The 13,210-nt window shown below is 67.5% G+C and carries 12 protein-coding genes; 6 read left to right on the top strand and 6 right to left on the bottom strand.

Features of this window, described 5'->3' with window-relative positions; genetic code table 11:
* Positions 1-115: 115 nt before the first annotated feature.
* The 4 genes from AB0F51_RS24380 to AB0F51_RS24365 are packed head-to-tail and all read left to right on the top strand — an operon-like array spanning position 116 to position 5,980.
* A complete protein-coding gene (locus tag AB0F51_RS24380; protein ID WP_360283635.1) occupies positions 116-1,636 on the top strand; it encodes an RICIN domain-containing protein in 1,521 nt (506 codons plus the stop codon).
* 32 nt (positions 1,637-1,668) lie between these two features.
* Positions 1,669-3,576 (top strand): glycosyl hydrolase 53 family protein, encoded by a 1,908-nt coding sequence (locus tag AB0F51_RS24375; protein WP_360283633.1) that lies wholly within the window; start codon positions 1,669-1,671, stop codon positions 3,574-3,576.
* A gap of 17 nt (positions 3,577-3,593) precedes the next feature.
* Positions 3,594-5,003, top strand: a complete 1,410-nt coding sequence (locus AB0F51_RS24370; protein WP_360283631.1) for a GDSL-type esterase/lipase family protein — start codon at positions 3,594-3,596, stop codon at positions 5,001-5,003.
* 53 nt (positions 5,004-5,056) lie between these two features.
* Complete coding sequence (locus AB0F51_RS24365; protein ID WP_360283629.1) at positions 5,057-5,980, top strand: GDSL-type esterase/lipase family protein; 924 nt, start codon at positions 5,057-5,059, stop codon at positions 5,978-5,980.
* Between the two features lie 897 nt (positions 5,981-6,877).
* Here AB0F51_RS24365 and AB0F51_RS24360 read toward each other — a convergent pair.
* Entirely contained in the window at positions 6,878-8,107 is a 1,230-nt protein-coding gene (locus AB0F51_RS24360) for a glycoside hydrolase family 5 protein (protein WP_360283627.1), read from the bottom strand.
* Positions 8,108-8,355: 248 nt separating this feature from the next.
* Positions 8,356-8,601, bottom strand: coding sequence for a hypothetical protein (locus tag AB0F51_RS24355; protein ID WP_360283625.1), 246 nt, complete (start codon positions 8,599-8,601; stop codon positions 8,356-8,358).
* A 309-nt stretch (positions 8,602-8,910) separates the two neighbouring features.
* Between AB0F51_RS24355 and AB0F51_RS24350 the strand changes: the two genes are divergently transcribed.
* Positions 8,911-9,165, top strand: coding sequence for a hypothetical protein (locus AB0F51_RS24350; RefSeq protein ID WP_360283623.1), 255 nt, complete (start codon positions 8,911-8,913; stop codon positions 9,163-9,165).
* Positions 9,166-9,227: 62 nt separating this feature from the next.
* On the top strand, positions 9,228-10,034 hold the full coding sequence (locus AB0F51_RS24345; protein WP_360283621.1) for an MBL fold metallo-hydrolase: 807 nt from the start codon (positions 9,228-9,230) through the stop codon (positions 10,032-10,034).
* Here AB0F51_RS24345 and AB0F51_RS24340 read toward each other — a convergent pair.
* From AB0F51_RS24340 to AB0F51_RS24325, 4 genes are all read right to left on the bottom strand, one after another.
* Positions 10,020-10,715, bottom strand: a complete 696-nt coding sequence (locus AB0F51_RS24340) for a hypothetical protein (RefSeq protein WP_360283619.1) — start codon at positions 10,713-10,715, stop codon at positions 10,020-10,022. The genes AB0F51_RS24345 and AB0F51_RS24340 overlap by 15 nt on opposite strands.
* On the bottom strand, positions 10,715-11,539 hold the full coding sequence (locus AB0F51_RS24335) for an ATP-binding cassette domain-containing protein (protein ID WP_360283617.1): 825 nt from the start codon (positions 11,537-11,539) through the stop codon (positions 10,715-10,717). Before AB0F51_RS24335 ends, AB0F51_RS24340 begins: the two co-directional genes overlap by 1 nt.
* Positions 11,536-11,892 carry a PadR family transcriptional regulator gene (locus AB0F51_RS24330; protein ID WP_360283615.1) on the bottom strand — a complete coding sequence of 119 codons (357 nt, stop codon included), beginning with the start codon at positions 11,890-11,892 and terminating at the stop codon, positions 11,536-11,538. Before AB0F51_RS24330 ends, AB0F51_RS24335 begins: the two co-directional genes overlap by 4 nt.
* 135 nt (positions 11,893-12,027) lie before the next feature.
* Positions 12,028-13,179, bottom strand: a complete 1,152-nt coding sequence (locus AB0F51_RS24325) for a serine hydrolase domain-containing protein (RefSeq protein WP_360283613.1) — start codon at positions 13,177-13,179, stop codon at positions 12,028-12,030.
* Between the last annotated feature and the right edge of the window lie 31 nt (positions 13,180-13,210).

Raw genomic sequence — 13,210 nt, 5'->3', positions numbered from 1 at the left:
AGCACTCGCCGGCCCGTTCGCGGGACCGGCGCTACGTCCGGGGCGCCGCTCGACCACCGAGCGAGCGGCGCCCCGGCAAGCGACCGACACTTCGCAACGACCCTGGACGGTTCCGATGACCCAGTCCTCCCTCGCTTCGTCCACACCACGGCGCCCCCGCAACCGCCGGACCGTGCTCGTCATCATCGGCGCGCTGATTTCGACCGCCCTCGCCGTGGTCGCGGGACCATCGGCGAACGCGGCCGTGATCGACCCGGCGGCCTACTACCAACTCGTGTCGCGGCACAGCGGCAAAGCAATCGACATTGCCGGTCAGTCGACCGCCGACGGCGCCGTCGCCCAGCAGCGGACCCGCACCGAGCAGACCAACCAGCAGTTCCAGTTCGTCGACGCAGGCAGCGGCTATTACAAGGTACGAGCCCGGCACAGCGGCAAGGTGCTGGACATCGCGTCGGCCTCCACAGCCAACGGTGCCGACGTGGTCCAGTGGACCGACAACGGCCGCGCCAACCAGCAATTCCGGGTAGTCGACACCGACAGCGGGTACGTCAAGCTGGTCAATCGCAACAGTGGCAAGGCTCTCGACGTCTGGGAGCAGTCCACCGCCGACGGCGCCCGCATCTCGCAGTACACCGACACCGGCGCGGTCAACCAGCAATGGCAGCTGGTCCGGGTCGATGCCGCGCCTGCTCCGAAGTACGCCGGGTATCTGTTCTCCTACTTCACCGGCGAGAACAGCTCGGCGGGGGAGCAGGTCTACTTCGCGCTCAGTCAGGGCAATGACCCGACCCGGTGGCGTCAGCTCAATGCCGGGCGGCCGGTGCTGACCACGACGGTGGGCACCCGCGGCGTACGGGATCCGTTCATCATTCGCTCGCCGCAGGGCGACAAGTTCTACCAGATCGCCACCGACCTGCGGATGTACGGCAACGGCAACTGGGACCAGGTCCAGCGGACCGGCAGCAAGTCCATCGTGGTCTGGGAGTCGACCGACCTGGTGACCTGGAGCGCACCGCGGCTGGCCCGGGTCTCGCCGGACACGGCGGGCAATACCTGGGCGCCGGAGGCGTACTACGACGAGAGCCTCGGCAAGTACGTCGTCTTCTGGGCGTCGAAGCTGTACTCCGCCGGCGACCCGAACCACACCGGTACCAGCTACAACCGGATGATGTACGCCACCACGTCGGACTTCCGCACGTTCAGTGCCGCGCAGGTCTGGGTCGACAAGGGCTACTCCACGATCGACTCGACGCTGATCAAGCACGACGGGACGTACTACCGCTTCACGAAGGACGAGCGCAGTTCGTCCCAGTCGCGGTGCGGGAAGTTCGTGCTGGCCGAGAAGTCGACGACCATTGCCAACCGCAACTACTCGTTCGTCGCCGAGTGCCTGGGCAGCAACGCGATCAGCCAGGGCGAGGGCCCGCTGGTCTTCAAGTCGAACACGGCCGAGCGCTGGTACCTGTTCATCGACGAGTACGGCGGCCGGGGCTACGTCCCGTTCACCACGACCGACCTGAACGCCCGGCAATGGACACCCGTGTCGAGCTACACCATGCCCGGCCGGCCGCGTCACGGCACCGTCCTGCCGGTCACCCAGGCGGAGTACGACCGCCTGCTCCAGCGCTGGGACTGACCGACCGAGATCCATTCGTCTCAGGAGGCAACATGAGCAAGAAGCGCAGGCTGCGCGTCTTCGCGGGGCTGACCGGCCTCGCGACCGTAGTTGCTGCCGGCACCCAAGTGGTGCCGGCGCACGCCACCTTCGGTACGGCGGACATCAAACCGATCGAGAGCAACATCGCCACCAAGTTCTGGGCGTCGGCCACGGCGAGCAGTGGCTCGTCCACCGCCAAGCTGGCTGTCGACGGCGACCCCAAGACGTCCTGGGTTGCGGACAAGGCCGGCCCGCAGCGGCTGACCGTCGATCTCGGCGGGGCCTACGACAACCTGCGCAAGGTGCGCGTCCTGTTCACGGAAGCCAGCACGGCGAACCGGTACGTCGTCGACGCGTCGTCCGACGGCCGCCGCTGGTCCAGGATCGCCGATCGGTCGAACGAGTCCAGCCGTTCGCGCGGTGCCGTCCACCTGTTCACCCGGCCGGGAACACGCTATGTGCGGCTGACCATTGCCGGCTCGCCGGCCAGCACCAAAGTGGCGGTCAGCGAGTTCGAGGTCCTGAACTACCTGCGTGACGACGTTGTGCTCGGTGCCGACATGTCCTGGGTGGACGACTACCAGGACCGGCAGTACTGGGTCGATCCGCTGGCGCCCGACCGCGGTGCCGGGCCGCATCTGCTGGACGTGGCCAAGGACCGCGGCATGCAGTTCACCCGGTTGCGGATCTTCAACGAGCCGAGGAACGAGAGCACGGGAGAGCTGACACCCGTGCCACGGCAGGGACCGGAGCGCTCGCTGCAATCCGCGAAGTGGGTCAAGCAGCGGAACATGGGGCTCGGGATCGACTTCCACTACGCCGACTCGTGGGCCGACCCGAGCAAGCAACCGAAGCCACGGCGCTGGGCCGAGCTGGAGTTCAACGACCTGACCAAGTCGGTGTACGACTACACGGCCGGTTATCTGCGCCGGCTCGCCGCCCAGGGCACCGTCCCCGAGAAGGTTGCTGTCGGCAATGAGATCATCAACGGCTTCATGTACGGCAGTGAGGCCGCGCTCATCGGTACGACGGCCCCGCAGTACTTCGTCGACCAAGCCTCGGTCTATCAGTCAAAGCCGGGTGGCGGTCTGCTCTGGAAGTACTGGGGATCGGCCGACCCCGTCGAGCAGCGGCTCTACAACGAGTCCTGGGACCGGTTCACCACGCTGGCCGCGTCCGGCATCAAGGCGGTCCGCGACACGTCGCCGCGCTCCAAGGTCGAGATCCACGTGATCGTCGGGACCGGGCGGCTGGCCAAGACGATGGAGTTCTGGAACCAGTTCCTCACCCGGGTCAAGGCCAAAGGCCAGAACCCGGACATCCTGGCGATCTCCTACTACCCGGAGTGGCACGGTTCGCCGGAGGCCCTCGACGTCAACCTGAACACGATGGCCAAGACGTATCCCGGCTACGACCTCGAGGTCGCCGAGACCTCGTATCCCGCCTCGGGTGGCGACGGCTCACCGATGCCGAACTCGACCTTCCCGCGCACGGTGCAAGGGCAGGCGGACGCCATCCAGCGAGTCTTCCAGGCGACGAACGACGTGATCGGCAACCAGGGCAGCGGCGTACTGACGTGGGAGCCTGCCGGTTGGCAGACGATGTTCCGCGCAGTACCGGGGCTGGCGAACACCTGGGAACCGCACGCGTCGATCAACGTGTACAACGCCAGCCGCGCCAAGTACGTCCTCGAGGACACCGTCTACGCGACGACCGTGGTGGCCGGAAAGCCAGCGCTGCCGCGCAGCATCCAGGTCCTCACCACCGCGAGCAAGCGGATCGCCCCTGTCCCGGTCCGCTGGCAGGCGTTGCCACCCGGAGCGACTGACGCACCCGGCCAGGTCACTGTCACCGGGACGACCAGTAGGGGAGAGGTGAAAGCCGTCATCGACGTGGTCGCCCGCACTTCCGCCCCGTAACAACAGCACGGAGACCCATGATGAAACTCAGAGCCTCGCTCATCAGTGCCACCCTCATCGCCGGCCTGGCCGTCCTGGCACCGGCCACCACCGCATCGGCGGCACCCGCCCGGTACGAAGCCGAAACCGCGCCGGCCACCTGCAGCGGCACCATCGACTCCGACCACTCGGGCTTCTCGGGGACCGGATTCTGCAACGGCACCAACGCCGTCGGTGCCGCGGCCCAGTTCACCGTCAACGCCACGATAGCGGGCACCGCCACGGTCGGTGTTCGATTCGCCAGCGGTACGACGACCGTCCGGCCGGCGGATGTCGTCGTGAACGGTTCGCGTGCCGCGGGTACGACGTTCGAGGGGACCGGCGCCTGGTCGACGTGGTCGACGAAAACCCTCGCAGTACAGGTGAGGGCCGGAAGCAACACGATCGCGTTCAGCCCGACCACCGCCGCCGGTCTCCCGAACGTGGACTTCATCGACGTCGAGGTGACGGCCGGCGGATCGGCCGGCACCGGCCGGCTCGATGACCCGAACCTCCAGTACTACGGTCGCTGGAACCGGTCGAACGCGTCCTTCTACACGATGGGCTGGGCCGGCGGATACGTCGATGCGCGGTTCACCGGAACCTCGATCGGCGTACGCCAGCGAAACACCGCCGACCTGTTCTACTCCATCAACGGCGGACCGCTGACTTGGCGTCGTAACGTCTCCGGCAATGTCACTCTCGCTACTGGGCTGGCCAGTGGCACGCACAGCGTCCGGATCGGGTATCGCGAACGCGCCGGTTCGTACAACGGCGACCCGGGCTTCGGTGGCCTCATCCTCGCCAGTGGAGGACAGACCGCGCCGGCCGCCCGGCCGGCGAACCTGATCGAGTTCATCGGCGACTCGATCACGGTCGGCCAGCCCAACGCGGACCGGCCCTTCGTTGCCTACCCGTGGCGCGCCGGTGAGGCGCTCGGAGCAGGTCACACCCAAGTGGCCGAAGGTGGCGCGTGCCTGGTCAGCCGGGACTGCGTCGGCATGATGGACTTCTTCCGGCGCTCCACGTCGCGGTCCACCTCCGACGACTGGAACTTCTCGACCTATCAGGCCACCGGTGTCGTCATCAACCTGGGCACGAACGATGTTGGCCACGGGGTGACGGCGGCGCAGTTCCAGCAGGGGTACGTCGTACTGCTCGAGCGGGTTCGCCGGGCCTATCCAAATGCGCACATCTTCGCGCTGCAGACCTTCCGGAACCGGTACGTGCCCGAGACGCGCAATGCCGTCACGGCCCGGACCACGGCCGGCGACAGCAAGGTCCATTTCGTCGACACCACCGGGTGGATCAACTCCACCACCGACCTGGTCGACTCCGTCCACCCGAGCCCAACAGGCCACGCCAAGATCGCCCAACGGCTGGCACCGGTCCTCGACCAGTACCTGTAGTCGCTGCACCCGACCAAGCCGATGCAATCAAGCCAACCCTCACGGAGCGCATGATGAAACTTCGATCCGCCCCCGCCGTCGCTCTGCTGGCCGTCGCGGCCACGGTGTTCACCACCGTCGTCGCGTCGGCAGCTCCGATGCAGCCCGAAGCCCGAACCGCGCCCGAAGCCCGTACTGCGGCCGACGCCTGCGACCGCACGGCCGCATCCGATCGCACCGGCGCATCCGCCCGCCCCGCGGCGGCTACTGCTCTGCCGCGAGTCACTGTCTGGCTGGCGGGTGACTCCACCATGGCGAACCCGTCGGGCGGGGCGACCTGCCCGGCCGGGTGGGGACAGCAGTTCGCGCAGTACTTCACTGGCGATGTGACGGTGAAGAACAGCGCGATCGGCGGCCGCAGTATTCAGACCTGGCTGTACGACCCGAACGTCACCAGCCGGAAGAACTCGGCCGGCGAGTGCATCATCGGACCGGGCGGGTACTCCGCGCGCTGGCGGGCGATGCTCGACCCGACCACCGGCATGAAGCCCGGCGACTACCTGTTCATCCAGTTCGGCATCAACGATGGTTCGAGCACCTGCCCGCGGCATGTGGGTTCGGCGCGGTATCGCGAGCTGCTGGGCGTGATGGCGGCTGCGGCGAAAGCGCGTGGCGCACATCCCGTCTTCCTGACTCCGGTTGCGGCAATCAGGTGCTCGGGCAGTACTGCGGTGGGCAATCGTGGGTTCATCTGGGAAACCAACACGGCAGCCAGCACCCACCAGGTCCCGGTCATCGACCTGCACAAACTGAGCTACACGCTCTACAACACTCTCCGCTTCTGTCCCTTCAACGGTGACTTCAATTCAGGACCCGTGGGCGCCTTCTTCTGCAACGACCACACCCACTTCGACGTCTCCGGCGCCCGCCAAATCGCCGGCGTCGTCAGCAAAGCCGTCCGCGACCAACAAATTCCCCTCTCCGCCTACCTGAGATAACCCCAGGAACCCCGCGAACCCCCGCGCGGCCTCCGACGCCCGCTCCTGCGTCGCGGGCACGTTCGACCGCTCCCACCCACCCGGTGTCGAGCGCTCCTGCGTCGCGCGAATCCGACCACGATTCTTGGCAACCCGGCGATGGGCGCCAACCCCGGGCCGGTAGTCCCGCGCGGCCTCCGATGCCCGCTCCTGCGTCGCGGGCACGTTCGACCGCTCCCACCCACCCGTCGTGCAGCGCTCCCCCGTCGCGCGAATCCGACCACGATGCGCGGCAAGCCAGCGATGAGAGCCAACCCCGTCGGGTGGGGGCAAGCGGGCCGGCGCCAACCCGGCGGTCAACCTGAGATACAACCCCAAAGCGAGGGCCCCGGCGTCTTGGATCTCCGCCGGGGTCCTCTTCTCTGCCCGAACTGCGTGGGGTGGATGGTTGGGGGAGCCCTCGAGCCGCACGCCTGCCACCCAACGGGGTCGGCTCACCTCGCGGGGTCCACACCGCAAACGCGTGGAGTGGACGGTTGGAGAGACCGCAGGCCAAACGGCCAACCACCCAACGGGCTAAGGCTCAGCTCGCTGGGTGGTGGCGCATTGTGGTCGCATTCGCGCGACGTGGGAGCGCTCAACACCGGGTGGGCGGGAGCGGTCGAACGTGCCTGCGACGTAGGAGCGGGCGTCGGAGGCCGCGCGGGGTTACCCAACGGGCTAAGACTCAGCTCGCTGGGTGGTGGCGCATCGTGGTCGCATTCGCGCGACGCAGGAGCGAGCGCTCAACATCGGGTGGGTGGAGCGGTCGAACGTGCCCGCGACGAAGGAGCGGGCGTCGGAGGCCGCACGGGATTACTCACGCGGGGAAGGTGCCCGGGGTCGGTGGGACGGACCGGCCCCGGGCGGTCTTTGGGGTTAGCTGGCCAGGCCGGTTCGGATGGCGTCGATGATGCCTTGCTGGGTGACGGCTGTGGAGCTGCGGTTGAAGAGGCCGAAGCCGTACTGGCCGTTGACGCCGTTGTCCCAGTAGAAGGTGGCGGCGCCGTAGCGCTTGGAGGTCGACACGACGGCTCGGGCGAAGTCGGCGCGGTACCGGTTGTTCGACGAGTCGGCGAACGTCTTGTCGATCGAGCCGTACTCGCCGACCACCACCGGATAACCGCGGACGACGAACTTGTCGTACATCAGCTTGAGCTGCGCGGTCAGGTAGTCCTCTTGACCCCAGGTCGACTTCCGCGACGGGTTGGTTGCCCCGCGCCCCCATTGGGTGATGGTGCCGTTCTCTTCGCCGGCGAAGTCCCAGGGTGCGTAGTAGTGCACCGAGATCATGATCCGCTGTTCGCCGCTGGGGATCGACGGCGACCGGTACTGGTCGGTCGGTACGACGAAGCCGTAGTTGCCGGCGGTGTAGTCGATGTTGGTGTTCCAGCCGGGGACGAGCAGGTAGCGCGAGCTGTTGTAGCCGCCGGTCCGTCGGATGGTGTCGACGAAGATCTGGTTGTAGGCGTTGATGTTCGAGTAGCACGGCTGGGTGGGGCGGCCGTACTGCCCGTCGAAGTTCTCGTTCATCGACTCGAGGATCAGCCGGTTGTCGTAGTTCTGGAACCGGTACCCGATCTGCTGCCAGACCTTCTGGTACTTCGCCTTGATCGCCGACTGGTCGGACGCGTCGCAGATCAGCCAGGCGTACGGGATGGACTTGTAGCCGTCGCCGTGCATGTTGATCATCACGTTCATGCCGCGGTAGTAGGCGTAGTTGACGACCTGCTGGATCCGGTTCAGCCAGGCGGAGTTGATCGCGTAGTCGGGCGCGGGCCCGATGTGGCGCAGGTAGGAGACCGGGATCCGGATCGACTTGAAGCCGGCCGCCTTCACCTTGTCGATCATCGCCTGCGTCACGGTGGGGTTGTTCCAGGCCGTCTCGCTGGGATAGCCGTTGGCGTTGGACTCCAGCGAGTTGCCGAGGTTCCAGCCGGCGCCGAGGTCGGCCACGACCTGTGCGGCGCTCGCCTGCGCGCTGGTGGTGGCCTGGCTGCTCGCCTGGCTGGTGTCCGCGGCCTGGGCGGGCGCGGCGGTCTGCGCCGGCATGACGAGTAGCGATGCCAGCAGCCCGAACGCGGCTGCGAAACTCAGTCGTCTGGTCATACGTCCTCCTGTGGAACGTCTACGGGTAGGGGCGGTCGGCCCGCACTGTCGAAGCGCTTCGACAGTGCGCCAGGGCTTACCCAAAGCAGCCGGCAGGAATGCGGTGTGGTCCGCGGAAAGCGAGACCGGGGGCGGGTGCTACAGATGGAACAGCATCGGACCGGTGCAGCACAAGAGGTGGGGCGGCATCAATCTGTGAGCGTGCACAAGCCGGATGCGACCTCCCTCCACGGCGGAGGACGGTTGCATCAGGCACCTGTCAAGAGCGGGGGCCTGCGGCCTTGGTGATCCCGGTGCAGGCAGGAATCGCTGCGCACGCGGCGGCCGGGTCGGTTGGGGACAGCAGCCCGGTTGTCCTCGTTCGCGCAGCCGATCGAGCCCTGGTACCCGTGCACCACGTTGCGGTCGATCGTGACGTACTCGATCGTGTCGTCGGTGTAGATCCCGAGGACGAAGTACTTTCCGGCTCCGTCGGTGACCACGTTCCCGCGCACCACGGCTCCGTCGGCGGCCCGTCGCCCTGCTTGCCGCGCAGGTACCGGCTGATCCCGGTGCGGTCCGGCGGGACCGCGCCGAGGATCACCCCGCCGTCCGAGACATCGGTGAACCGGTTGCTCTCGACAACCACCTCGCGAACGCCCTGGGACAGTTCCAGGGCCTGACCGCCGAGCCGTTGGAACGTGTTGCCGGACAGGCTGATGCGCCGGCTGCCCCGGAAGGCGACGTTGCCGGGGACAGTCAGCCAGCCGTCGACGCCGGGTCGCTTGTAGTTGCTCCAGGCAGACACAAACCCGGACGCTGCGGTGACCCGGCGGCTGCTGGACGAGTTCGCCGAACGGAACGACTCCGCGGACGCCCGGCACCGGCTGACCGCGGTGACCGGCCGGGAACTGCGGGTTCTGAAAGCAGTTGGCCGCGCCTGTCGAACGCCGAGATCGGCCGCGAACTCGGCATGCGGGAGACCACCGTCAAGGCGCACGTCAGCCGCGCTCGCCAAACTCGGACTCACCAACCGGGTGCAGGCCGCCCTGCTGATCCGCGTCGCCCGGCTCAGCTGATCGGAACCTTCGGAATGTCGGAGGGCTGCCGTAGGGTGCGGTGGCGTGGAAGGGAGACGCCTGTGCTGACTCAAGTTGCTGAGGGTGTGCTGGTTCATCAGAGCGAGTTGCTCCAGAACAATGCCGTGGCTGTGCAAGGCCGGGATGGTGTGCTGCTGGTCGATCCGGGAATTCAAGGCGATGAGATGGCCTGTCTGGCAAGCGATCTTCGCGAGTTGGGTCAGCCCGTCGTGGCCGGCTTCGCGACGCATCCGGACTGGGACCACGTGCTCTGGTACGCCGAACTCGGCGATGCGCCCCGGTACGGCACGGCTCGTTGCGCGGCCTTCATGCAGGAGGTCTTGGCAGACGCGGACTGGAAGGCGCGCGTCGCCGAGGGACTGCCACCGGAGATCGCCGAGGAAGTACCGCTCGAGCTGTTCGGCCTCATCACCGGTCTGCCGGCCGGAACCACGGAGCTTCCCTGGGACGGCCCGAGGGTTCGGATCATCGAGCATCCAGCGCATGCCCAAGGCCACGCCGCGCTGCTGGTCGAGGAGCGCGGGGTGCTGATCGCCGGGGACATGCTCTCCGACATCCTGATGCCGTTCCCCGACCTGGGCGCGGCGGATCCGCTTGATGACTACCTCACCGGGCTGCGGCTGCTCGAGGACGTGGCAGACGACGTCGAGGTCGTCATCCCCGGTCATGGGTCTATCGGTGGAGCTGATCAGGTCCGGGCCCGGATCGAGCTGGATCGCGCCTACGTGCACGCCTTACGCGACGGCCGCACTCCCGACGACCCACGCATCGGCCCAACAGCCACCTACGGCAAAGACTGGCTCCCCGCCGTCTACGAATGGCAACGCGACCAGCTAGCCAAGAAGTGAGCCGGTAGAGGACGGGGTCGGGAGCTGGCGGGGGCGGAGGCGGAGTACGCCGGCGGTCCACGTGATGGTGATGGCGATCGCCGCGGCTGCGATGAAATGCAGCACGCCCTGGAAGAGGTCAGCGCCACCGGCAGGGTCGACGGCGTACGTGGTGAACTCGCGGGTTGACCACAGTGGCAGGAGTCTGGCGGCCGTGCCGTTGGGGTCCGCGAGCATCTGCAGGGCCATGATCGAGAGCAACACCAGTGCCCCCTCGAGTTCCCGCGGGACGAGCAGGCTGACGGCGGCGCCGAGGGGAGCCGCGATCAGCACACTGGTACCGAGGAGCAGTGCGATCGTCCACTGGTGGGCGACGTCCTGGGTGAGGGCGACCAAGGCGAAGTACGCGCCGGCCAACGCGAGACCGGTTACCGTCAAGGCCAGTTGGCGGCCGGCGATGAGTGCGCTCGGTGAGGCGCCGACGATTGCGAGTCGTTGGTCCAGGTCGCGCGAGCTGACATGGGTGAACAGGGCCAGCGTGGCGACGGCCCATCCGATGCCGAGGGCAAGGAACCGGATCGCCTGTCCCGGGGTGTCCAGCCGGACCAGGTAGAACGCCAAAGGCAGTGCGATGACCAGTACGAGGGCGCGGCGTCGGCGGACGAGTTCACGAAGCGTCACGGCGGCTACTGCTGACACCATCACCGGTCCTCCGATCCGTGCAGTTCCACCAGGTGGTCGACCCGCTCCAGATCCTGCAGCAGATGAGTCACCACCAGTACGCCGGCGCCTGCGTCGCGCCACTTGAGTACTTGGTCCCAGAAGTCCAGATAACTGTCCTGGTCGAAGCCCTGGTACGGCTCGTCGAGCAGGATCAGATCAGGGCTGTTCAGTTCGCTGAGGACGACGTTCAGCTTCTGCTGGGTTCCACCGGACAACTGGGCCGCGGCCAGGCCGGACCGCGGCCGCCAACCGAGTCGCCGGCACAACTGGTTGCCAGTAGCAACAGCCTTGCGCCGCCCCATCCCGTGTACTGCGCCGAAGAGCCGAAAGTGCTCGGCCGGCGTGAGGAATCCCGAGACTCCGCCCTGTTGTGGGGCATAGCCGATCCGCTCGGTGCGTTCCACCACTCCACTGGACGGTGCCGTGATCCCGCAGCAGATCTTCAGCAGGGTGGACTTCCCGCAGCCGTTGGCGCCGACGACGGCGGCCACCTCGCCGGCTCGCAGGGTCAGGCTGATGCCGTTGAAAACGGTCTGCCGGCCGTAGCGCTTGGACACCCGGGACAATCGCAGTACGACGTCACCTGCGGGCCTGGCCGACAAGAGTGGCTGGGGAGTGCGGACGGCCTGCGCTAGCCGGACGGCGTAGGCGGCGGCAGGTCCGTACAGCTCGCTGGGGTCGGCGCCGGCGCCCCGGGCTTCGTCGTGACTGTCCTCGGTCAGTCTGCGGGCCTCGGCCGGCTCTACACCGAGCTCGATCAGACTGCGGTCCAGCCGTCGCGACCACTCCTCGGCGGGCGTCACTTGAGCCGCTCCGACCGGGCGCGTTGCGCCTGCTCCGCAAGGGATTCGACTGCGTCACGGAACTGGTGCCAGGACCCGATCCGGTCGGTGACGGCATCGTGGCCGGCTGCCGTCAGGTCGTAGTACTTGCGCCGTGGTCCGGTCGCGGAGGGGACCCACTCCGTCTGGACCAGACCTTGTTTCTCCAGCCGGAGCAGGGACGGGTACAGCGTGCCGCCCGGGATCTCGTCGAACCCCGCGGCGACCAGCCGCTGGGTCAGGCCGAGGCCGTAGTCGCGGGATTCGGCCAGCAGGCACAGCAGGCAGACATCCAGAAAGCCGTGCAGCCACTGCTGCCGGAGGTTCACACTCATGGCTAGGTAGGCTAACTGACAACCACTATGAAGTCTAGCTACCTACCTAAGGCAGCTGCTCTGCTCGGCCCCTGCAGAAGCGCCTCACGCGGGTGTCCGCGTGAGGCGCTCTGGCGATCAGGTCGGTCGATCAGGTCAGCTGCCGCTCTTCACCGCGGTGGCCACGATGGAGCACGGGTGGGTGCCGCTCTTGATCTGGCTGTTGACGACCACGGACACCTCGACGTTGCCGGGGAACTTCCCGTGGCAGGTGTTGATCGAGCGGCCGTTCACGGTGTAGCCGCCGCCGTGGGCCTCTCCGCCTGCCGGCATGAAGGTGTAGACCGTGTGGGGCCGCCAACCCAGGTCCTGCGAGTCCATCCACTGGCGAACGGTCGGCGACACGACGGTGCCGTGCCGCAGGTGCGCCTGCCAGCGGACCATGTCGACCGCCGACATGTGCAGGCCGCGGTAGCTCGGGCAGGACTCGAAGTTCGCCCCCGACAGCTGGAACAGCGATCCGCCGGCGCCGGGGTCAGACAGGCTGTAGGCGTGCGGGGCGGTGTCCGGGTTCGACGCCAGGCAGGTGGTCCAGGGGATGCCGGCCGGAGCGAAGAGCTTCTCGTTGACGTAGTACAGCATGTACGGGGCGGAGTTCGGGCCGATCCAGTCCGGCAGACCGCGGCTGGGCTCGGCCAGGCGCCACAGTCTGGGCAGCACGATCCGCGCGACCGAGTAGTTCAGGTTCTCGTAGCGGTAGGACGCCCCGGCCGTGACCGGCTTGGTCAGCGTGAACTTGATGCCCGCGTAGAGCGGGGTCATCTTCGCCGCGTCGGCGGCGTTGTCCGGGTCGTCCACGACCTGGCCGAGCCCGGAGGTGTGGCCGAGGATGTGCTTGATCTTGACCTGCTGCCACGACGGGGCGGCATCGGCGCGCAGGTCCGGCGGCAGGTAGGACCAGATCGGGGTCTCGGGCGTGAGCCCGGCGGACTCGGTGGCCTTGAGCAGGGCCGCGGCGACCACGTTCTTGGTCGCGCTCATGATGTCGATGCGGGTGTTCGGAGTGAAGGCGATGTTCTCGTCCAGGCGCGCCTTGCCCGCCGCCCCGGTCTTGGCCAGCTGGCCGTTCTCGGTGATGGCGTACGCGTAGCCGACGGTGTTCCCGCCACCCAGCGCGGCCTCCAGGCTCTGCGCGACCTTGGCCGTGTCCACGTTCACCACCGGTGTACCGATGTCGGCGGCCGCCGTACCCGTTCCGGCGAGTGCGAACGCCGCCACCACCGCGGCGACCATGGTTCCCTTGATCATCACTGATTCCCCCTTGTCCTTTCGTCCGCCC

The organism is Kribbella sp. NPDC023855 (assembly GCF_040639475.1).
Taxonomy (GTDB): Bacteria; Actinomycetota; Actinomycetes; order Propionibacteriales; family Kribbellaceae; genus Kribbella.
This window is presented reverse-complemented; position numbering and strand designations above follow the sequence as displayed.